At 51.5% G+C, this 21868-nt stretch carries 19 protein-coding genes; 10 read left to right on the forward strand and 9 right to left on the reverse strand.

The window, feature by feature from the left end; genetic code table 11:
* The first annotated feature begins 429 nt into the window (after window positions 1–429).
* The 4 genes from BLS94_RS12225 to BLS94_RS12240 all read left to right on the forward strand — a co-directional run bounded on the left by BLS94_RS12225 (window position 430) and on the right by BLS94_RS12240 (window position 4482).
* On the forward strand, window positions 430–1602 hold the full coding sequence (locus tag BLS94_RS12225) for an aspartate aminotransferase family protein (RefSeq protein WP_090961465.1): 1173 nt from the start codon (window positions 430–432) through the stop codon (window positions 1600–1602).
* 88 nt (window positions 1603–1690) lie between these two features.
* A complete protein-coding gene (argF, locus tag BLS94_RS12230) occupies window positions 1691–2614 on the forward strand; it encodes an ornithine carbamoyltransferase (RefSeq protein WP_072768437.1) in 924 nt (307 codons plus the stop codon).
* Between the two features lie 64 nt (window positions 2615–2678).
* Window positions 2679–3920, forward strand: a complete 1242-nt coding sequence (locus BLS94_RS12235; RefSeq protein ID WP_371130293.1) for an argininosuccinate synthase — start codon at window positions 2679–2681, stop codon at window positions 3918–3920.
* Between the two features lie 76 nt (window positions 3921–3996).
* A complete protein-coding gene (locus BLS94_RS12240; protein ID WP_090961468.1) occupies window positions 3997–4482 on the forward strand; it encodes a YajQ family cyclic di-GMP-binding protein in 486 nt (161 codons plus the stop codon).
* A gap of 14 nt (window positions 4483–4496) precedes the next feature.
* Here BLS94_RS12240 and BLS94_RS12245 read toward each other — a convergent pair whose 3' ends face one another.
* The 6 genes from BLS94_RS12245 to BLS94_RS12270 form a co-directional block, all read right to left on the reverse strand.
* Window positions 4497–5213, reverse strand: coding sequence for a type 1 glutamine amidotransferase (locus tag BLS94_RS12245; protein ID WP_090961471.1), 717 nt, complete (start codon window positions 5211–5213; stop codon window positions 4497–4499).
* A gap of 157 nt (window positions 5214–5370) precedes the next feature.
* On the reverse strand, window positions 5371–5889 hold the full coding sequence (locus BLS94_RS12250) for a FecR domain-containing protein (RefSeq protein WP_072768435.1): 519 nt from the start codon (window positions 5887–5889) through the stop codon (window positions 5371–5373).
* A gap of 104 nt (window positions 5890–5993) precedes the next feature.
* Entirely contained in the window at window positions 5994–6413 is a 420-nt protein-coding gene (locus BLS94_RS12255) for an ExbD/TolR family protein (protein WP_072768366.1), read from the reverse strand.
* Window positions 6413–7177 carry a MotA/TolQ/ExbB proton channel family protein gene (locus BLS94_RS12260; protein WP_072768365.1) on the reverse strand — a complete coding sequence of 255 codons (765 nt, stop codon included), beginning with the start codon at window positions 7175–7177 and terminating at the stop codon, window positions 6413–6415. Before BLS94_RS12260 ends, BLS94_RS12255 begins: the two co-directional genes overlap by 1 nt.
* Before the next feature lie 3 nt (window positions 7178–7180).
* Window positions 7181–7825, reverse strand: a complete 645-nt coding sequence (locus tag BLS94_RS12265) for an energy transducer TonB (RefSeq protein WP_090961473.1) — start codon at window positions 7823–7825, stop codon at window positions 7181–7183.
* Window positions 7826–7841: 16 nt separating this feature from the next.
* Window positions 7842–8327: a thioredoxin domain-containing protein gene (locus BLS94_RS12270; RefSeq protein WP_090961476.1), complete on the reverse strand. Its 486-nt coding sequence runs from the start codon at window positions 8325–8327 to the stop codon at window positions 7842–7844.
* Between the two features lie 761 nt (window positions 8328–9088).
* Between BLS94_RS12270 and BLS94_RS12275 the strand changes: the two genes are divergently transcribed.
* The 4 genes from BLS94_RS12275 (at window position 9089) to BLS94_RS12290 (ending at window position 10941) form a co-directional block, all read left to right on the forward strand.
* Window positions 9089–9661: an RNA polymerase sigma factor gene (locus BLS94_RS12275; RefSeq protein ID WP_090961514.1), complete on the forward strand. Its 573-nt coding sequence runs from the start codon at window positions 9089–9091 to the stop codon at window positions 9659–9661.
* A complete protein-coding gene (locus BLS94_RS12280; protein ID WP_090961479.1) occupies window positions 9658–10026 on the forward strand; it encodes a DUF3619 family protein in 369 nt (122 codons plus the stop codon). The genes BLS94_RS12275 and BLS94_RS12280 overlap by 4 nt, the downstream gene beginning before the upstream one ends.
* Complete coding sequence (locus tag BLS94_RS12285; protein ID WP_090961482.1) at window positions 10008–10394, forward strand: DUF3106 domain-containing protein; 387 nt, start codon at window positions 10008–10010, stop codon at window positions 10392–10394. Before BLS94_RS12280 ends, BLS94_RS12285 begins: the two co-directional genes overlap by 19 nt.
* Before the next feature lie 67 nt (window positions 10395–10461).
* Window positions 10462–10941 (forward strand): RDD family protein, encoded by a 480-nt coding sequence (locus BLS94_RS12290; RefSeq protein ID WP_256325422.1) that lies wholly within the window; start codon window positions 10462–10464, stop codon window positions 10939–10941.
* Between the two features lie 121 nt (window positions 10942–11062).
* Here the strand turns inward: BLS94_RS12290 and tldD are convergent, their stop codons facing one another.
* The 3 genes from tldD to BLS94_RS12305 all read right to left on the reverse strand — a co-directional run bounded on the left by tldD (window position 11063) and on the right by BLS94_RS12305 (window position 17742).
* Window positions 11063–12523, reverse strand: coding sequence for a metalloprotease TldD (tldD, locus tag BLS94_RS12295; protein ID WP_072768359.1), 1461 nt, complete (start codon window positions 12521–12523; stop codon window positions 11063–11065).
* A 34-nt stretch (window positions 12524–12557) separates the two neighbouring features.
* Window positions 12558–13421: a carbon-nitrogen hydrolase family protein gene (locus tag BLS94_RS12300; protein WP_090961485.1), complete on the reverse strand. Its 864-nt coding sequence runs from the start codon at window positions 13419–13421 to the stop codon at window positions 12558–12560.
* Window positions 13422–13908: 487 nt separating this feature from the next.
* A complete protein-coding gene (locus BLS94_RS12305) occupies window positions 13909–17742 on the reverse strand; it encodes a YhdP family protein (protein ID WP_256325423.1) in 3834 nt (1277 codons plus the stop codon).
* A gap of 219 nt (window positions 17743–17961) precedes the next feature.
* Between BLS94_RS12305 and glnE the strand changes: the two genes are divergently transcribed.
* Together glnE and BLS94_RS12315 are read left to right on the forward strand one after the other, a co-directional pair.
* Window positions 17962–20751 carry a bifunctional [glutamate--ammonia ligase]-adenylyl-L-tyrosine phosphorylase/[glutamate--ammonia-ligase] adenylyltransferase gene (gene glnE / locus BLS94_RS12310; RefSeq protein ID WP_090961488.1) on the forward strand — a complete coding sequence of 930 codons (2790 nt, stop codon included), beginning with the start codon at window positions 17962–17964 and terminating at the stop codon, window positions 20749–20751.
* Window positions 20752–20913: 162 nt separating this feature from the next.
* Window positions 20914–21834: a branched-chain amino acid transaminase gene (locus BLS94_RS12315; RefSeq protein ID WP_072768355.1), complete on the forward strand. Its 921-nt coding sequence runs from the start codon at window positions 20914–20916 to the stop codon at window positions 21832–21834.
* The last annotated feature ends 34 nt before the right edge of the window (window positions 21835–21868 follow it).

Here is a 21868-nt window from a genome sequence, read left to right on the forward strand (position 1 = left end):
TTACCATATCAAGGTCTCCTTTTCGGTAACCTTCAATATGGCGCAACGTTATTTCTCAGAATACCTTTCGGTTACATTTAATTCGGCGCAATTCGGCTGAGGAAAAGGGCTTGAAAAAGCTGGTTAAATAGGTAAAGATAATGGGTTGCACCTAAAAATTATTCTTGCGGCGCACGGCGGCTTTGGCCGCCGTGCCGCTTTCAGACTTGGCAAACATTGATACCCACTTATGGAATCCCTGAACAAGTCCTACGCGGGCCCGACGGCAGCACTGCCCCATGCGAGCCTCAGCCAGAAGATATCTCTACCTCGGCGCCTTTCCCGGCTTTGGCTTTTTATAGTCGGCCCCTATATTCGCCCCGCGCTATACAATCATTCCGATTTTGCCGGCAGTTTACTTCACAGAGAATTTATTCAGAGGCCTCTTAAATGTCCAATTTGATGAACACCTACCTGCCGCTGCCCGTTACATTTGCGAGGGGGGAGGGGGTATGGCTGTGGGATGAGGAGGGCAACCGCTATCTCGACGCCCTCGCAGGCGTTGCCGTATGCGGCTTGGGGCATTGCCATCCAGAGATTGTGAAGGCGCTTTGTCATCAGGTCGGGACGCTTATTCATACTTCCAATCTTTACCATATTGGAAAGCAGGAACAGCTAGCCAGCCAGCTTGCCATACTGTCGGGTATGGATAACGCATTTTTCTGCAATTCGGGCGCCGAAGCAAACGAAGCCGCGATCAAACTGGCAAGACTGTATGGGCATGGTAAAAATATAGATCTGCCCACCATTATCGTAATGGAGAAATCCTTTCACGGCCGAACTATGGCCACCTTGACTGCAAGTGGCAATCGCAAGGTGCAGGCAGGTTTCGAACCATTGCTCACCGGTTTTGCGCGGGTTCCATACAATGATCTGGAAGCAGTGGCGCAGGTGGGCGTGCACAACAAGAACGTTGTCGCCATATTGGTTGAGCCCTATCAGGGCGAAGGCGGCGTGAATGTACCGCAGGCAAGCTACCTGCAAGGATTGCGCCACTTGTGCGATCAGAACGGCTGGCTGCTGATGCTGGATGAGGTGCAGTGTGGAATCGGCCGCAGCGGCAACTGGTTCGCTTTCCAGCACAGTGGCATCGTTCCTGATGTGGTGACACTTGCCAAGGGCTTGGGTTCGGGCGTACCCATTGGTGCCTGTCTGGCAAAAGGTTTGGCATCGGAAGTATTCAAGCCCGGCAACCACGCCTCTACTTTTGGTGGCAACCCGCTGGCCTGTACTGCTGCGCTGACCACGCTCAAGGTAATCGAAGAAGCGGATTTGCTAAGGAACGCGATGGAGGTGGGCGACTTCATGCGCAGTATGTTCAAGGCACAGCTCGCCGACTTGCCCGATGTAAAACAAATTCGTGGTCAGGGATTGATGATCGGCATCGAGCTCTCCAGACCTTGTGGCGAACTCGTAATGGCAGCCTTGAAGAAAGGACTGTTGATCAACGTAACCTCGGATAAAGTAGTGCGTCTCCTGCCGCCGCTAGTGATTAAACGGAACGAGGCCGAACGGGTGGTAACCATCTTGTCCGGTCTGGTGAAAGAATTTTTGGCGGCATGACAAGATAGTAAATCTCAAAAAATGAGCCTTGAAAAACACGGCCAGCTCATGTTTTTCCAAATCGGCTCAATCTATGGTTCAGCATATCATGCAGATCAAGCATTTTTTACAGTTCAACGATTTTTCCCGGGAGGAGTTCGAATATCTGTTCGAACGTGCACGCTGGATCAAGCATGAGTTCAAGCAATACCGGCGCTACTGGCCGTTGCAGGATCGCACTCTCGCCATGATTTTTGATAAGCATTCAACTCGTACCCGACTTTCGTTTGAAGCCGGTATGCATCAGTTGGGCGGTGCGGCGATTTATTTATCCACCCGGGATACCCAGTTGGGCCGAGGCGAACCTGTAGAAGATGCAGCGCGCGTGATTTCGCGTATGGTGGATATCGTCATGATCCGTACCTATGAACACGACATCATCAGGCGTTTTGCGGCGCACTCGCGAGTACCCGTTATCAACGGACTGACCGATGAATATCATCCCTGCCAGATCATGGGCGATATTTTTACTTTTATTGAGCAGTTCGGCAGTATCTCCGGCAAGACGGTGGCGTGGATCGGAGATTCAAATAACGTCTGCAACACCTGGCTCCAGGCAGCTGAGGTGTTCGATTTTAACGTGCATGTCTCGACGCCTCGCGGTTACGAAGTGGAGCCGGAACGAGCCGGCCTCTACGGCACTGACCACTATGAGGAATTTGCCGATCCGCATGACGCAGTGAGAGATGCGGATCTGGTTACGACGGATGTATGGACCAGCATGGGCTTTGAAGCGGAAACCGAGGAACGGAAAAAAGACTTTGCGGATTTTCGCGTAGATGCGGAAATGATGTCCTGCGCCAAGAAAGAAACGCTGTTCATGCACTGCCTGCCTGCCCATCGCGGCGAAGAGGTGGCGGCGGAGGTTATCGACGGTCCTCAATCCATCGTATGGGAAGAGGCCGAGAATCGTCTGCATACCCAAAAAGCATTGATAGAATATCTGCTGTTGGGAAGGTTGGCGGAAATCTGATAACTCGAATTTTCAACTGTTATATTGCAAGAACGCAATTCGCATTTCTATTGACGAGCCAAGCATGAAAAAAATAAAGCAGGTTGATGTGTCTAAAATTAATAAGGTTGTTCTTGCATTTTCCGGGGGCTTGGATACATCGGTAATTTTAAAGTGGTTGCAGGATACCTATCAGTGTGAGGTAGTAACCTTCACTGCGGACATCGGGCAAGGGGAGGAAGTAGAGCCGGCGCGCGCAAAGGCGACGCAATTGGGAGTGAAGGAGATCTTCATCGAAGATCTGCGTGAAGAATTCGTGCGTGATTTCGTTTTTCCCATGTTTCGTGCCAATGCGGTATATGAGGGCGAATATCTGCTTGGCACCAGTATCGCCCGTCCGCTGATCGCCAAACGGCAAATCGAGATAGCGCAGATAACCGGAGCAAATGCGGTTTCCCATGGCGCGACAGGGAAAGGTAATGACCAGGTGCGGTTTGAGCTCGGCTACTATGCGCTTCAGCCCGATATTCAGGTGATTGCGCCATGGCGCGAATGGGACCTTACTTCCAGGGAAAGCCTTTTAAAATATGCGGAAACGCATGGCATCCCGGTGGAGATGAAGAAAAAGGGCGGGTCCCCTTACAGCATGGACGCCAATCTGTTGCATATTTCCTATGAAGGTCGAATCCTTGAAGATCCTGCGCATGAGCCGGAGGAATCCATGTGGCGATGGAGCGTGTCGCCCGAGAACGCACCGGATAAGGCAGAATATATCGAACTGGAATTCAGGCAAGGCGACATCATCGCCATAAACAGCCGGAAACTCTCCCCGGCGGACGTACTTGCCGAACTTAATCAGTTAGGTGGCAAGCACGGTATCGGGCGCCTGGATCTGGTGGAAAATCGTTACGTGGGCATGAAATCCCGTGGATGCTATGAGACCCCCGGCGGCACCATCATGTTGCGTGCGCATCGGGCCATCGAATCCATTACCCTCGACCGTGAGGTTGCCCACCTTAAAGATGAACTGATGCCGCGCTATGCCGAACTTATTTATAATGGTTATTGGTGGAGCCCGGAGCGCAGAATGATGCAAACGATGATTGATGCATCCCAAACGCCGGTAAACGGCTGGGTGCGAATAAAGCTCTATAAAGGGAACGTGATCATAGTCGGACGAGACTCTAAAACAGACTCTCTGTTCGATTCGCACATTGCCACTTTTGAGGAAGATCAAGGCGCATATAATCAAACGGATGCGGCCGGATTCATCAAGCTCAACGCGTTACGAATGCGTATCGCCGCAAATTTAAAAAACAGGCAATAATTACAGGGCTGCACTTCATGTTTTCCATCGGTTAAACTTGCCGCAGCCCTAGTCCGTAAACCAGGAAGAGACTATCGTGCCATCATTCGACATTGTTTCCGAAGTTGACAAGCAGGAAGTCAGAAATGCAATTGACCAGGTGAACAAGGAGGTGACCACGCGCTTTGATTTCAAGGGATCGGATGCGCGCGTGGAGCAAGCGGATTACACGCTTACCGTTTACGCAGATGACGACTTCAAGCTGAGCCAGGTTCTGGATATTCTGATGGCCAAGCTCGCCAAGCGTGGTGTCGATGTGCGTTGCCTGGACGAAGGGAAGCCGGAAAAAATCAGTGGCAATAAAGTCAAACAGCAAGTCACGGTTAAAACAGGGGTGGAAAGCGAGCTTGCAAAAAAGATTATCAGGCTCATCAAGGATAGCAAGCTCAAGGTTCAGGCCAGTATCCAGGGTGACGCGGTGCGTATTTCAGGCGCAAAGCGTGATACCTTGCAAGAGGCGATACAGCTCGTCAAGAAATCGATTACCGAATTTCCGCTGCAATTCCAGAATTTCCGCGAATGATTCGCCGTATTATCTCAACCGGTTGTTGTATTCATAAGGCCGGAAATCCAACGCTCATATAAGCGGCAAGCGACCTGATTCAGTACCGATACTCGCTCGGTCAGGCCCGTCTGTATTGCCTCTGCCGATTGCACCGATGGTCCAGGGTTGTTGTAAATTTCCTCAGCGCCTGCTTTGCACCAGGCTTTCACCATTTCCTCAGTCATCTCGACATGACATTGTAATGCCAGATGCGTGCCCATTGCGAATGCCTGATTTTCGCAATGGGGACTCGAAAGCAGGAGAGCCGCTCCCTCCGGAATGGTAAAACCTTCTCCATGCCAGTGGAACGCCTCAAAGCTCGACAATTCTCCAAACCAATCACGTGCAATAGGATTGTCCGCGACGTTTACTCTACCCCAGCCGATTTCGCTGACCGGGCTTCTGCTTACCACTCCCCCCAGCGCCTTCGCCATCAATTGCCCACCAAGACAATGGCCCAAAACCGGAATATTGTGTGTTACCGCCTGCCGGATTAATGCAAGCGCGGGCGCAATCCATGGGAGATCATCGTTTACGCTCATGGGCCCACCCATGAATACCAGCCCGCTAAAATAGTTGGCACGGGTGGGTAATGCCTCATTGGAGTCGACCTTGACGAGCTGGTAAGGAATGGAATGGGAATCCAGAAACGGGGCAAGATAACCTGGGCCCTCTATTGGAAAGTGCCTGAAGATTGCAACGGGTTTCATGAAACGCGCTATTTAAAGTTGATGCACCTGAGGTTGGCGCCGAGGCGAACATTGCTCTGCTTCCGGTGTGGGTGCAGTGCTGAGGGGAATGATTAAATCATATAGCGGTATCGGTAGCGCATTGGCAAGTTGGTCCACGTGACGCTGTGCCGGATTCTTATTGATTTTGGCGCCACGCCGCTATGTCCGCATCCGCGATCACTCTCTGGCCGGTGACTCTTATGCCGTCGAAATCCGCCTGTTCGTGGGCACCGACCAGATATGTTCCATTCTCTACCAGAATCTCTACCTGACCGTCAGCCACTGCAATAGTACCGCCATTTACTCGTTTACTAACGCTAAAACGGGTACCGATATCGTTGATATACGTTGTACCGACTTTCACTTGCAATTTGCCCGCCCCCCCGCCTTTGGCGTCAAAATAAGCGTTGCCTCGCAGCAATTCGATCTGGGGAGGCTTTGCGTTGCTGACAGTTACACTGCTGTCGGCATCCAGACTGATGTCAATATCCGGTGTGGCTGTAATGGTCACCCGTTCTCCTGGTACAGTTTGGTGGATTCGGGTGGCCATCGGCTTGGCGATGAACCATGACATCAAACCCAGACCGAGAGCCGTGGTAGCAATGGAACCGTGCAGCAGGAGGCTTCGCCATCGGGTGCGAGCAGCTAGAGCCATATAATCCTGACCGCTGAGGCAAGGCGTCTGCCACATGGCATGTATATGCTCAAAGTTCTGGCCATTAGCATCCCGTTTTCCCAACTATGTTTTGGCAGACGTTACTATTGTGTAGTCGGATCGGTAACAAACCCAATTCGTACTAATCCGGCTTTTGCTGCGATAGACATCACCCTTGCCACGTGCTCGTACTGGACATGCTTATCAGCGCGGATATGCAGCTCGATATCGGGATTCTGTTTTGCCGCTGCGGCAAACCGGGGCGCCAACTGATCCATGGTTACCGCTTCACCATTCCAGTATAGGCTAGCGTCGCCCCGAAGCGCAAATTCAACGTGATCCGGTTGCGTAATATTTGGGCTACTCGACGCTTTCGGCAGATCGACTTTAACTGAATGGGTCAGCAAAGGTGCGGTGATGATGAAGATCACAAGTAATACCAACATCACGTCCACCAACGGTACCACGTTGATTTCGGACATCGGCATCTGACGGTTGCCGCCATCCATGCTGCCAAAAGCCATCACGACCTCCTTTCATTGGGTGCAAGCGCGGAATTCATTGTGGGGGCGACTACGCGCAGCAGGCGCTCATCCCCAGCGGAGCTATTATTTTTGGCGCCCACCGCAATCAGTACAAATAGATCGTGAGCAAAGGCATCCAGGCGCGCCAGCCAGATGCGATTGCGCCGCACGAATGTGTTATAGGCCAAAACCGCCGGAATTGCCACCGCCAGTCCCAATGCCGTCATAATCAACGCTTCACCCACCGGGCCGGCGACTTTATCCAAGGTACCCTGACCGGATAGTCCAATTTGTACCAGCGCATGATAGATGCCCCATACCGTGCCGAAAAGCCCGATATAAGGCGCGGCGGAACCTGCCGAGGCTATTACTGTGAGTCCGTTTTCGACGCGGGTTGCTTCCTGGTCGAGGCCATTACGTAATACGCGTGTAATGAACTCGCTTGCTCCGCCTGCCGCAGCAAGTTTTTGCAAGCCGTGTTTTTCAGAGTCAGCTGCAGCCTCCAACGCAAGTTGCGCCAATTGCGCAAACGCATTATCACCCGAGCCTTCGTGCAGCGTCGAGTTCACCTCCTGTAGCGAACCGGCGCTCCAGAAACGCTTGAGAAAAGCTTCGGCCTGCCGATTGGCCAGAAAATTCGAGATACCTTTGGTGAGTATCAAATACCAGCTCGCCACCGAAAGCGTAAGGAGCAGTACAAGCACGCTGATACCCACGCCATCGAGCTGGGTGAGAAAATTTGAAAAGCCGAGACTTTTTTCCATCGGTCAATCTCCTTGGAGTATAAAGTTGAAGTGTTGCTGAGCAGTGACACGGGTCGGCTGGCCATCGCGCATGTACGGATTGCATCGCCAGGTTTTTACCGCGGCCTTGGCGGCTTCATCCAGACGCTTGAAACCGCTACTATCGATTACCTGTAATACATTAACATGACCTTTTTCGTCCAGTTCCACTTGTAGCATCAGCTTGCCCTCTTCGCCGAGCCGCCGCGAAAGCGCGGGATAAGCGGGCGCGTTGCGTTCGGGGCACACGACAGATAGTTCCGAGGAGAGCGTAACGGGTCCCGGCGGCATCTGGGGAGGAGCTACTTCCGCTACTGGCTCCGGTGCTGGTTCTGGTTCGGGTTCGGGGAGGGAAGGGGGTGCGACCCGCTCACTCTCGGCTACTACCGGTTTTTCCGCAACCAGTTGCTGTGATTTCGGCTTCTTGGGCGGTTGAGGCTTGGGCAAGGGGGGAGGTGGCTCAGGCTTGGATTCTTCCTTGGGCTGGAAGGAAGGAATAAAGTTGACCATCAACGTCGCCAGCTGTTGCGGCGGCGGGATCAATTGTTGTTTGAATAGATAGTAGAGCAGCGCCCCATGGACGGCGAGGACAAACATCAGGCCGGGTAAAAAGGCAGGATTATGCTTCATCGCTTTATATTCGATATCACGAGTCGGTTGTCGTATTGCGGGCCAGCCAATCTTCTACAAACTTCTTGTTGACGAGGCCGGTCTTGACCTCGCGTTGGTGCTTGCGATCATAAAAATACGCCCTGGGTACTTCGCCATACCAGCGACTATCAATTTCAAGACGCAAGCGTTCTGGCATGTCCTCTGCAAAAACCCATTGCTCGGTATTATTCATACCGTAGCTTTCCGCCCGGGAAGCAAGTTGCGGCGTATCGCTGACTGTATCGGTGGCGATCAATACGACGTCCAGCTTGGGATGGCTGCGTTTGAGCTCGCTTAGCATCTTCAACTCTGTCGGGCAATATTGACATTCAAGAGACCACAAAACGAGAATGAAAGGTTTACCTTCCCGGGGCGCAAGAACCTTCTGAAGGCTCCCCGCGGTAAAAGGACGGACGCTTTCAGCCGCAGCAACGGCAGTTACAAAACTTAGCATTAACATGAGAACTAAACGCCGCATCATTGAATGTCCTCCGCTGGGCTGAGTATAAGAGACAGCTTCTTTTGGACTACCCATGAGCAGTGGTAAAATAGCTGCATAATTCGTGATTGGGGAAAAAATTACAGATACAACGATAGCGAGCCTTTCTTACCAGTAAGCCCGGCTCGCACCGAACTTTCAGAATTTGAGCTTCAAAAATATCGAGCATCAGTAATGTAAATCTAATTAAGAATCAGTCGCAATCCGTATTTGAAATTTTACCACTAAACGTGAATACCTACGTATAGATATTATGGAGAGTAATACAGAGATTTTTAGGTGCAGAGGCCTGCGCGAAGTTGTCTATCAGATTGAAACAAGCCCATGATAGGCGTGAAATATGATTATCACAATGCGACATATTGTCGCATGAGTGCAAACCTAAACCCGGCAGAATCTCGACATTAGCACTTTCGATACCCCATTTGGCTGGAACACAACACTGGGGTCGCAGTTGACAGCGCGCTCCAGAATCTTTTGTGGTGCTTTGCATGCAACTGCTCTAACACGCAAATATGGCACATCCTTGCGCTGGTGCGCCGCAGATAAATGGGCTGTACCTACTGGGACTGACCAAGCCAGCCTGATAATATGTTACTTTTCTAAAGGTCCGCCGTATCATAAGCTTATGAAGCTGACTTTGTGAGAGGTAAACCGTTTCGGCAAACCAAAAAAATTTGCTAATATTGCGGCGGGGCGTGAGATCATCTCCCGTTTTTTCATTTTCCAATAGGCAAACCCTCCTGGCTACTCAACAGGAACTTTCCGGTTTTTTAGCTGAAATCGAACGGCGCGCGTATAAACAGGCATTGTTCGCGGTAAGAGACGAACATCTGGCGCTGGATGTTGTTCAGGATTCGATGACGAAACTGGTTGAAAAGTATCCCTCCAAACCATTGGAAGAATTGCCTCTCCTGTTTCAGCGTATTCTGCAAAATACCATAAGGGATTTTTACCGGCGGCAAAAGACCCGCTCCTTGTGGACTACCCTGTTTTCATCATTTATTCCCCGCAATCAGGAAAAGGAAAATGAAGATTACGATCCGCTGGAAACTTTACAGCTGGATGGGCCCTCCAATTTTGGTGATCCACATGAGCAATTGGAGCAATCGCAACTTCTTAATTTACTGGAAAAAGCGATTGAAACCCTTCCAGCACGTCAACGGCAGGCTTTTCTTCTGCGTTACTGGGAAGAGATGGATGTCGCAGAAGCGGCAGCGGTCATGGGTTGTTCTGAAGGAAGCGTGAAAACTCACTGCTCGCGTGCAACCCATCGTCTTGCTGCATTGCTGGAAAAAAATGGAATCGAGCTATGAACGAACACGAAGTAGGTAAGAAGATAACGAAGTTATTGGATCTCGGCCTTGATGATATCAAGCAGAGTACGCTAAACCAACTCCAATCTGCACGCAGAGCTTCCCTCGAAAATTACCATATGGCCGAGTCAGTATCTAATGTCGGACAAGGCGCCTCAGCGCGGAATGGGAATGAATGGCAGGTCAAGACTGGAAAGCTGCTATCGATTATTGCGCTGTTGTTTACCCTGGCGGGCATTCTCTACTGGCAGACCCTGCAGCAAGGCGACGAAAACGAGGAAATCGACATTCTGGTACTTGCCGACGACTTGCCGATAAATGCTTATCTAGACGACGGGTTTGATGCATGGCTAGATCAGCACTAGTAGTGTTCTGCTTATGTTTTTCACTTTCCGCCGACGCCTTGTCCGCCGAACCCTCTTGGGAGAACTTGAAACCGCAGCAAAGAGAAGTCCTGGCTCCACTTGCGCAGGAGTGGAACAATATGGACTCCGCAAAAAAAAAGAAGTGGCTAGGCATTGCCAAGCGATACTCGGGCATGACCCCTGCCGAGCAGCATCGCGCTCAGTTGCAGATGCGCGACTGGTTTTCGCTTACTCCAGAGCAGCGCGAGCTGGTCCGGGAGAAATATAAAACCATTAAAAAGCTGCCACCGGAGAAGCGTCATGAAATAAAGCGAAAATGGCGCGAATACGAGCAGACATCCGAAGATCACAGGGGAAATAGCAGATGAACGCGCTAAATATTTCCGACGCTCTATCAGAGCAAGAACAGCATCCAAAAAATAACAAGCACGTCCTGTGAGTGAGTTTTCCGAAGCGGTAAAAGTCTCCGCCCCGGGACTGGGGCGACGACTGCTGAGCATGCTTTACGAATTTCTCATATTGATTGCTGTTCTGTTTATTGCCAGCTTTATTTTTCATCTGGTGTTCCGGGATACCAGTTCCCTATTTTTTCGGCCTGGGCTTCAGCTTTATCTTCTGGTAATTGCGGGCATGTATTTCACCTGGTTTTGGACCCATGGCGGACAAACGCTGCCCATGCAAACCTGGAAGCTTCGGGTGGTTAGCGCCAGCGGGGATCGGGTTTATCTGAAACAGGCCCTCGCACGCTATTTATTTGCAGTGATCGGTGTTTTTTTCTTTGGCGGCGGAATAGTTTGGGCATTATTCGATCGCGACCGCCAATTTCTGCATGACAGGTTGGCCGGTACCAGAATCATGAGAATTGAGGATAAGTCGGAGGGGATTTCGGATAAGAGCAGCACAGCCGGGCCGTAACTATTTACGCCCCGCTAAAGATTATCGGTTCTTGTGCAGGTTTCGGCTTCAAGGAGTGTCTGATTATCGAAGTTCGCGGCGTTAACGGAGATACTCCAGCTTGTTTGCGTATTTGTAGCCTCTAACCGGTTCCGCCTACCGTTAATCCATCTATGCGTAGCGTAGGCTGACCGACGCCCACCGGCACACTTTGGCCCTCTTTACCGCAGGTGCCGACACCGGGATCTAACGACATATCGTTGCCGATCATCGAAACCCGCGTGAGTATATCGGGACCATTGCCTATCAGCGTTGCACCTTTCACCGGATAAGAAATTTTCCCATCCTCGATCATATACGCTTCAGCAGCGGAAAATACGAATTTCCCGCTAGTGATGTCCACTTGGCCGCCTCCAAAATTTACTGCGTATAAACCATGTTTCACCGACGCAATGATCTCTTCAGGACTTTTATCCCCGTTTAGCATATACGTATTAGTCATGCGCGGCATAGGAATATGAGCAAACGATTCGCGTCTGGCATTACCGGTGACCGGGACGTTCATTAGCCGAGCGTTCAAGCTGTCCTGAAGGTAGCCCTTCAGTATGCCGTTTTCGATCAAGACCGTGCACTGCGTGGGATTTCCCTCGTCATCGATATTAAGCGATCCGCGCCGCCGTGCGAGCGTGCCATCATCCACCACGGTAACGCCCGTCGCAGCGACACGTTCGCCGATGCGGCCAGAAAATGCGGAGCTACCCTTGCGATTGAAATCTCCTTCCAGGCCATGGCCAATGGCCTCATGCAACAGTATTCCAGGCCAACCCGCGCCCAATACTACCGTCATGGTTCCAGCCGGCGCAGGTCTTGCATTCAAATTGACGATGGCCTGATGTACGGCTTTCTCGGCATAATCGCGCAACACCTCGTCGGTGAAATACGCATAATCAAAACGTCCGCCCCCTCCGGCGACGCCTTGTTCCCGTTTCCCATTCTCTTCAGCGATGACTTGCACCGAGATCCGCACGAGAGGTCGGACATCAGCTGCCAGCAGGCCGTCGCTCCGCGCCACCAGCACCACTTCATACTCTCCCGCGAGAGACGCCATAACCTGGATAATGCGCTTGTCAACTGCGCGCGCGTAGCCCTCGAGTTTTTCGAGCAACGCCACCTTGTCGGTATCTTTAAGGCTGGCGATAGGGTCCTGCGGCAGATAAAGTTCGCGTCCCTTGCTGCGCCTGACTGCTTGTACCGACTGCCCGACACCGGTACGCGCAATGGCACGGGTAGCTTCGGCAGCCGAAGCGAGAGCAGGCATGCTGATATCGTCGGAATAGGCGAACGCCGTCTTGTCGCCGCTCACGGCGCGCACACCCACTCCCTGATCAATATTAAAGGTGCCTGATTTGACTATGCCTTCTTCCAGAGCCCAGCCTTCGGAACGACTATATTGAAAATACAGGTCCGCATATTCGACATGGTGCGTAAGCATTTGACCAAACACCTTCTGCAGCCCGGCGGTATCTATCTGGTGAGGCGCCAGCAGGCATTGGTTGGCGGTGGCGAATAGATCGCCAGGTTGAATGATGGGTTCTGTGATCATAATATCCAGGGGTCCAAAAAAATCATCGGTAATCTTAACAGTGATGCAAAATACGGTGATTAAGCGCAGGCAAGCTATTGCGCAAACTGGCCTGATATTCGGGGTTAATCTCCGCAATCACTACGCCTGCTCCGCGTGGCAGACGATTGAGTATTACCCCCCAAGGATCGACGATCATGCTGTCTCCATGCGTTTCCCGCCCATTGATATGATAACCCCCCTGTGCGGGAGCAACCACATACGCGAGATTTTCAATTGCACGGGCACGAATCAATGTTTCCCAATGCGCCTTGCCGGTAGTTGCGGTAAAAGCAGCCGGAGCAAAAATGATATCCACTTGTCCCATGGAACGGTAAAGCTCCGGAAAACGCAGATCGTAACAAATCGAAAGACCGATCCGGCCAAACGGTGTCTTCAGGGCAACGACGCCACAGCCGGCTTCGATGGTTTCTTCCTCAGCATAGCGCTCGTTCCCGAGTTCCAGGCCAAATAGATGTATCTTGTCGTATCGGGCAACCTGCTTTCCTTGGTCATCATACACCAGACAACTATTTCTAACCTTATCCGGCCTCGACGACACCAACGGTATAGAGCCACCCACCAACCAGATACCGAGACGCTTCGCGATATTGCTCAGGAATTCCTGTATCGGTCCGCTATCAACCTGCTCGCGCACCGCTACCTTATCGGCATCTTCCATGCCCATAATGCAGAAATATTCAGGTAGCGCCGCGAGCTTGGCCCCTTGGGCGGCGGCTATTTCCAGTAGCCGGGCGGCCTCTTCCAGGTTGCCGGCTATTTTAGGTCCCGCCGACATCTGAATGGCAGCAATACGGATAGGCCCACTTTTTACTTCTCTGGAGGTATCCGTGTCGCGAACGGCTGAGCTATCAAACATTGTTATGATGTAGATTCCATAGACCGCAACAAGAAAGCTTCAGTTCGCCCATATTGAGTTCACCCATACTTGGCGCCCCGGATCAAACCTGGTAGGGCAGGTGAGACAGAGTAACTGAAAACGATATCTTTATAAAGGGCGCGCTTAAAGCGAAATGTAGTGAAACACATCGCCGAAAGTGAACTTGTTGCAATCGAATACCTATTTAGCAGGGCTCAAAGGCTTTGTTCAAGGCGGCGGTTCAGGACACAACACGTTGGAGGAGGAGACGAGACGCGCGGTCCAAACAGTCGACCCTTGCCATCATGGTTCTGGTTCGGGAAATTTCGGAATTCGACCGACGCGCTATCCGCTGCGCTCCGTTTATTTGTAGTTGATTTGGAGCCTCTGGCATCATGGATGCAGTTTACATTGGAGAATCACCCCAAAAAGCTGACTCGTGTCGTGTTCAATAAAAGTCGCTAAACGCCATCTACCTCACCCAATTTTATTGTTCATATTCGCTTGATTCGGGTGCTCGCCCGGCCTTTTTGATAACAGTCGGATCGCTCCAGGTACCGGTAATATCATATTCATTGGATGGGGTTGGGTTTTGCATTGCCGTATTTGCAATTGCAGAGGCCACGCCGACCACCGGAGCCGCCAATCCTAATGACGGATTAACTGTGATATGCAGTTTTTGGGTTTCTGCTTCCAGGTTTATTTCACCGTTTATGGCAACCTTTGCTGCGGGTCCTTCTATTTTGAGATCATCGGTGACAGCTATCCCACGGCCGATTTTCACGCCGCCAGAGATATTATCGAAACCGAAACCTTCGCTGAACACATCATGGAAGTCCAATGTGATTCTTCGTGGTAACGATCGCAGGTCGAAAATACCGAACAGTCTGCCAATCCCTGGCTCAAATTTAGGAAATTGCCCTCGCTTGGCATCCACCTTGAAGCTGCCTGAGAGGGTAGGATAATCTACTGATTGAGGGCCGCCAGACCACGACAAGACGCCCTCAAGCTTGCCACTGCCGCGTTTCACGCGATCTGGGTGGCCGAGGCGCGCCAGAAACAGGCCAATATCACTCGCCTCTACTGTAAGATTAGCTCGCATAATGGGTTGTGCGGCGCGATTGTACCAGATGCCGCGCGCCGTTATTGCACTGTCTGAATTGGATATATGCAGTTTCTCGATGCGCCAGTTCCTCTCCTCCTGGCTGGCTACCAGTTCGAGCTGACCCAGTTGTTTCTCGCCAATAAAAAAATTATCTACCGTTACGTCAAGAGCGGGCAAGTCTTTCTCCTGCTGGATCTGTGCTCGTACGGTTGATTTAGATGGGCGGGAATTGGCGGGAATAATCAACCTGTTCAATCGCGCCACTATTTTACCGTTGCTGGATGGGTCCCAGCTGATACCACCATTGATGTGCTCGCTTGTGATGGTGGAATACCATATCCCGTCTTCCCGGTCGGCGTTCAGTGTGACGTCTTTCAAGTGTCTGCCCAGAAAGTCGAGCGCACCAATATGGAAATTGATGCTTGTCAGGCCGAGAGACGGCCCAGGTTCATTACCGGCGTGCGCCAATATGTTGCGCCATCGGTCCAGATTCAGGGATGGCACCTCGCCACTCGCCGATATACCGTTTTGGGGCAAAACAGCAGGTGCTGTGCCAAAACTTACTATACCCCTCTCTACGTGGTAATTGCCGGCATCGTCCTGGCCGCGTTCGAATTTCGCCATTACCAGATCGCCATAGCTTAAGCTTAGCTCATCGCTATTCGAATCCATGGCTTTCCTTTCGAAACGTAGCAGTGCAGTGTCGGCGGCAGCCTTGGAAAAAGGCTCAGGTAAATCGGAGGTAATGCCGACCAGCGATGATTCGATAGATATATCCGCCAACTTGTTGCGTATATCGACGATGGCCAGCCAATCGGTATCGCCTCGTAAATAGCGTCTCCACAATGGCGCGGCGCGCGCTGACCCCTGCGGAATTTCGCTCATCTTGTTGAGGTTGATCTTGCCAGCGGCGGATAAACGTATGCTACCGTCCGGCATATCCGCGGAGTTTATAACCACCGGTCCACCGAGGAGATGGGCAGTTATATTTTCTGTCTTTATCCCCGAGCCGGTAAAAGCCACTACACCGTTGACGTTATTCAGGTTGGGCAGGCGAGAGCCTGGATCAATCTGATTATCGATAAACTGATAGTTGCCTGATAGCTTGACCGCTTCCGGATGATCCAGCGGAATATCGAGCTTGAGCAGCAGTCTTCCATCCCCAGTTATGCTGATATTATCGACAAGGCTGCCGTTATCACTACTGCCCATGCTCGATTTAGCGAATTTCAAGAATTGCCGCGTCGAGCCGCTTGCTTGCATTTCGCTTCTTAAGATGGCATCGGATGCAGCCATGTCGGCAATGTTTAAGTTCACCCGGCTTAATTTTGTTCCAAAGATATCAGCTTGAGAAGCGTCAAATTCCATGCGGCTGTTATGAAATTGCAAATTCCCGTACATATTCTCTATGCGGGGCCATCCGGGGATGTGATCCAGCGTTAACCCGGACACCTTTGCCTGTAACCTGAAAATACCGTTTTCACTATGGGCGAAAGGAAACTGGCTCAGGTCTCCCTTGAGATGAAGCCGGGCTTCCAGCGTTCCCGCCTCAACGATCGAGTCGTCAAGCCAATCTCGATAATTCACTGCTATCGGCATGTAATGCATCAAATAAGGTGCATCGGCGCGCGCCAGATGGGCTACCAGATCGATTTTGCCCGGGGAGTCAGCTGTAAAACGATAAGTTCCGTAAGCCAACCCCGCAGCATTTTTATTGGAAAAGGCAATGTTGTTGAACCTGAATGCAATGGAATCTTTATTGGCTAAAACATTCCAGCTCGCCTGACCGGTGATGATTTCCAGCGCCAGCGGCGCACGAAATACTTCAGGCAATTCCACGATTACGTTTTGAGAGTTCAGGGTCAGGGCGCCGCCTCGCTCGGTAATGTCAATATTACCGGAAACGCCACTGAACGCGGGCAGCCTTCCGGATTTTCTCATACCCAAATTGGTGAATCCTCCTTTTGCGCTGAAATTGGGAGGCGCTGGCAGTTCACCGCTCCAGTTCACCCTCATATGACGAATTTCTCCGCGGGGCGCTATCTTGCTGAGCTGCTCTCGCAATGGCGCGCTGATTGGCAAGTAGTTCGCCGCATCTTTAAAAACTTCCAGTTCCAGATTGTCGATACTCAATTTCGTGCTATGAGGTTCAGTCACATTAGAAGGTATCGTCTGCAGCGAAAAACTTACCGGTTGTAATATCCACTTTCGTTTGCCACGAGCAGAAGTACTCAGTTTATGCGCGAAAATTTCAGTGCCTCCGCCGTTTATCTTTCGCCATCCGACTCTACCCTGCAAACGGATAAGGTCTAATTCGGGTAAATCGGGCGCCAGTTGTGCCTTGACATTACGTAAGCGCATGTCCGCGGTCAGCTTCTTCATATCAGTCCCATCAATTCCGGCCCACATGCGTAGCGCTCCAACGCCTCGATTTAGCCTGATTTCTTGTGGAAAGGGCAGCCAGACACCCCAAGCGGCAATATCGGCATTATCTATCTGCATGAACAGCCGGCCTTGCCACAGGTCGGAGTTGGCCAGCGATTCGCCGGTAAAATCGCCGCGCATATCCAGCTGTGCGGCAAGCTCGGCAGGCGGCGTGGCACGTATGCCGAAGCGATGACGGTGACCCCTGTTTTCAAGACGCAAGTTGACGAGTAACTCCAGCTCTGGCGCGCCACGCTGGTCATCCTGCCAGAGAATGCTGGCGTTATTGATCCGGACTTGATTCTGATTCAAAAGCCAATCGGAAAAATCGTTTTCACTCCCAGTCAGTTCTTTGCTGAGCGCGAACCCGGCGACATGGATCACACCTTTGGTATCACGGCGCACGATTAGATCGGGCTGTTCGATCTCGATTTCGCGAAAGTACAATTTGCCGTGTAATATTGAGCGCCACGAAAGCGTGCCTGACAGTTGATTCAACAGCAACGTAATGTCGCCCTCTTCATCATGTACTTTTACGGCGCGCAGCATCATATGAGGACGTAGTCCGTCCCAATTTGCGCTGATCTCGCCTATCGTTATGTGCTGCCCGGAAGCATGGCTGATGGCAGAAGCGATATTTTCCCGATATTGCTCGATGTCAGGAAGCAGCCAGTAGCGTAGCAATAGCAGCAGCAAGGAAAAACAGGCTGCAACCACGATCAGCGCCCATGTCAGCAGCCGGGACAGCAAGCCGGACCGTGGAGGAGGGGGAGGCGTTATTGATAAGTTCAATAAATAGATCCGGTTTGTTTGCGTGGGGCGATATGTTCTTCTCTACCCGTGGATGAGCGGGAAGTATGTTTGTACTTGATCTAAGCGATAAGGTGCAAAAGCGTGAAAGAGAGATTAGAGATATCCGCGCCATCTTTGTTCAAGCCTGATGACCTCATAATACCCATGCAGATGGAATAAAGATATTTTGATAATTTATTGTAACTCCGAATCTCGACCATGCATACCGATCGTTCTGCAACTGAAATAATCGAACACATCCTTCCGTTCAGTCGTTACGCATACCGGATACTGGAGAGTGAGCCTGAATTACTGGCTGAGCTCAAGCAAAATTTGCAGTCTCCTTTTCTGCGAGAGGATATGCAAGCATTCGTGAACACGAATGCCAAAGCTGTAAATGACGAGGCATGTCTAAATAAGGTTTTGCGCAGCCTGCGCAAGCGGGTAATGCTGCGGCTGGCAGCACGGGATCTGGGAGGCCTGGCGAGTCTTGCCGAGGTGATGACGAGCATGACCGATTTGGCGGAGCTCACTATTGGCTTCGCACTCGATCGTCAACAGACTTGGCTGGCTGATACCGACCGCTATGGCCAGCCAAGAAATACCGAAAACAAAATTCAGGAAATGCTGGTGATTGCCATGGGAAAGCTGGGCGGCTGCGAGCTCAACGTTTCGTCCGATGTAGACCTGATTTTCGTCTATCCGGAAGACGGCGAAACCAGCGGTCCTAGATCTATATCCAATCATGATTTTTTTGCTCGTCTTGGACGGAAACTGATTGGTAGCCTCAACGATATCACGCCAGACGGTTACGTTTTTCGCGTGGATATGCGATTACGTCCATACGGCGAAAGCGGCCCGCTGGTGATGAGCTTTGCTATGCTTGAAGAATATTTCATCAGCCAAGGTCGCGAGTGGGAGCGCTACGCCTGGATCAAAGGCCGAGCAATAGCGGGCCCGCATGCACAAAGGGCGGTGATTATTGAACAAATAGCACAACCGTTCGTGTTTCGGAAATATCTGGACTTTGGCGCTTACGAATCCATGCGGGATTTACACGCGCAAATACGCCGGGAGGTAAATCGCCGCGAGACGCATGGGGATATCAAGCTCGGACCGGGCGGAATCCGTGAGATCGAGTTCATTGCCCAGTTGTTCCAGCTGATCCGCGGCGGGCGGGACGCCGATTTGCGCATCCGTTCTACACTCGCCACATTAGCGTTGCTGCGTGAAAAACAGCAACTGCCAGATAAAACTGTATTAGAGCTCACGGATGCTTATCACTTTCTGCGCAATCTTGAACATCGCTTACAGTATCTTGATGATCAACAAACGCAGATGTTGCCGGAAACGCATACCGATCAGCCGTTGATAGCGGTTTCCATGGGCTTCTCTTCCTATGGCGAATTTTTGCAGAGACTCGATACCCATCGCTGCAATGTTACCCGGCATTTTGAGGACATATTTGCTGCTCCACGCAAACCGCAAACTCATCACACCTTCGCATGGTTGTGGCCGGAAAGAAACGATGACGGGATCGAAGCCGAGGCCGCCACTACGCAACTGGTTACGATGGGATTTTCCAGTGCGGAAAAAATTGTGCGGCGCTTACAGGAGTTTCATGTAAGCACCCGATATCGCCAATTGCCGCAAGCGAGCAAAAAGCGGGTTGATGCGCTCGTCCCTGCCCTGATCGAAGTGGCTGCCAGGTTCCCCTCGGCAGACACTACACTCGAGCGTTTACTGCAGTTACTGGAAAACGTGAGCCGGCGCGCAGCCTATCTCGCGCTGCTGCTGGAGTATCCCCAGGCCTTGGAGCGGGTAGCCAAACTTGTCAGCATAAGCCAGTGGGCCAGCGAGTACTTGGGCAGGCATCCCATCTTGCTGGATGAATTGCTCAATCCTGCTGATCTTCAGGCCGCGCCGGATTGGTCTCGAGCCAGGGCAAGGTTGATTCAGCAATTAAACGAGGCGGGTGGACACGGAGGCAGTGATATCGAACAGCAAATGGATGTACTGCGGCATTTTCAACATGCTCAGGTATTTCAATTGCTCGCCCAGGACGTAGAAGGATTGCTGCCGCTGGAAACCCTGAGTGATTACCTGACCGATCTGGCAGATTTGATACTGGATGCCGTATTGGGCTTGGCTTGGTCAGGGTTGAGAAGAAAGCACCGGGATAAACCGCCTGCTTTTGGCATCATCGGCTATGGCAAGCTGGGAGGGAAAGAATTGGGCTATGCGTCGGATCTCGACATTATTTTTCTTTATGACGACAACCATCCCGATGCAGCCGAAATATACGCCAGGCTGAGTCAGCGCATCAATTCCTGGCTTACAAGTTACACTTCAGCCGGCCTGTTGTATGAGACCGATTTACGCTTGCGCCCGAACGGCAGCAGCGGTTTGCTGGTAAGTTCGGTCCAGGCTTTTGATCAATACCAGCGAAATCATGCTTGGGTTTGGGAGCATCAGGCATTAACACGGGCGCGGTTCGTAGCGGGAGATGTTCATGTAGGGGAAGCTTTCGAGCATACCCGCAAGGAAGTTCTTCGCCAGCCTCGCGAGCTGGAAAGCCTGAAGCGCGAAGTGTCGGCCATGCGGCAAAAAATGCTTGATGCCCATCCCAATTCCAGCGGGTTGTTCGACGTCAAGCACGACCGCGGTGGGATTATTGATGTTGAATTCATTGTGCAATACCTGATTCTGGGCCATGCCTGCGACCATCCGGAATTGACCAACAACATCGGCAACATCGCGCTGCTGCGGCTGGCTGGAAAACTTGGGCTTATCCAAAGGGAAACTGCGGAGCGAGCGCTCAGCGCCTATCGGGAATTCCGGCGAATTCAACATCGTTTAAGATTGAGCGGGGACTCGGGCTTTGCGGGAATACCATCAACGGAAAGCGAATCGCGAAAGTTTGCACGAGTTGAAGGAGGCTATTTGAAAGACGGGTCTTTGGCTGTATTGCGATTGTGGGATGAAGTATTTGGTACATCCCGTCTTTAGACGATCATCCTTGATCTGTGTTTATCTCTTTGCAAACGCGCTGTTGAATTTCAACGATAACTGCTGATATAGGGTGGAGTGGGTGCATACAGCCAGCGTTTTCATTTTTCAAGGAAAAATGCGTTAGAATACGCAATTCTCAATTCTCTCCGGAGTCCCTGAATGTCAATGTCTGACCGCGACGGCGTGATCTGGAGCGATGGAAAAGTAATTCCGTGGCGTGATGCTACCACTCATGTGCTTACCCACACCCTGCACTATGGGTTAGGCGTATTCGAGGGTTTGCGTGCCTATCAGACGCCCCGAGGCGCCGCGATTTTTCGTTTGCAGGAGCATACCGACCGTTTGTTTAATTCTGCACATATTTTCATGATGAAAATACCTTATGACAAGGCGACGCTGATGGAGGCGCAGCGCGATATGGTCAGGCAGAACAAGCTGGAATCGTGCTATATCCGGCCGATCGTTTTCTACGGTTCCGAAGCCATGGGTATTGCAGCGACGACGCTTTCTGTGCATGTCGCTATCGCAGCCTGGCCATGGGGCGCTTATTTGGGCACGGATGGCCTGGAAAACGGCATTCGTGTCAAGACGTCCTCATTCTCTCGCCATCATGTCAACGTCAACATGTGCCGCGCCAAGTCGGTCGCGACCTACGCAAATTCAATATTGGCTCATCAGGAGGTTGCGACTGACGGCTATGATGAAGCGCTGCTGCTGGATGTGGACGGCTATGTAGCGGAGGGAGCGGGCGAAAATATATTTATCATCAAGCATGGGAAGCTCTATACGCCGGATATGACTTCCTGCCTCGAGGGTATTACGCGTGCTTCCATTCTGGAGCTTGCCGAAGAAATCGGAATTCCGATAATCGAGAAGCGAATTACCCGCGATGAAGTTTATTGTGCTGATGAAGCCTTTTTTACCGGTACTGCAGCGGAAGTGACCCCGATTCGGGAACTTGATAATCGTAGAATCGGCAGCGGAAAACGTGGTCCGATAACCGAAAGGCTGCAAGCCATGTTTTTTGACTGTGCCAGAGGCAAGACTGAAAATCATGCCGAATGGCTCACCTATGTCTGATTCCGCTGATCTATATTTGATACGAGCTGAGAGA

This window comes from Nitrosospira sp. Nsp18, from assembly GCF_900103145.1.
Taxonomy (GTDB): Bacteria; Pseudomonadota; Gammaproteobacteria; order Burkholderiales; family Nitrosomonadaceae; genus Nitrosospira.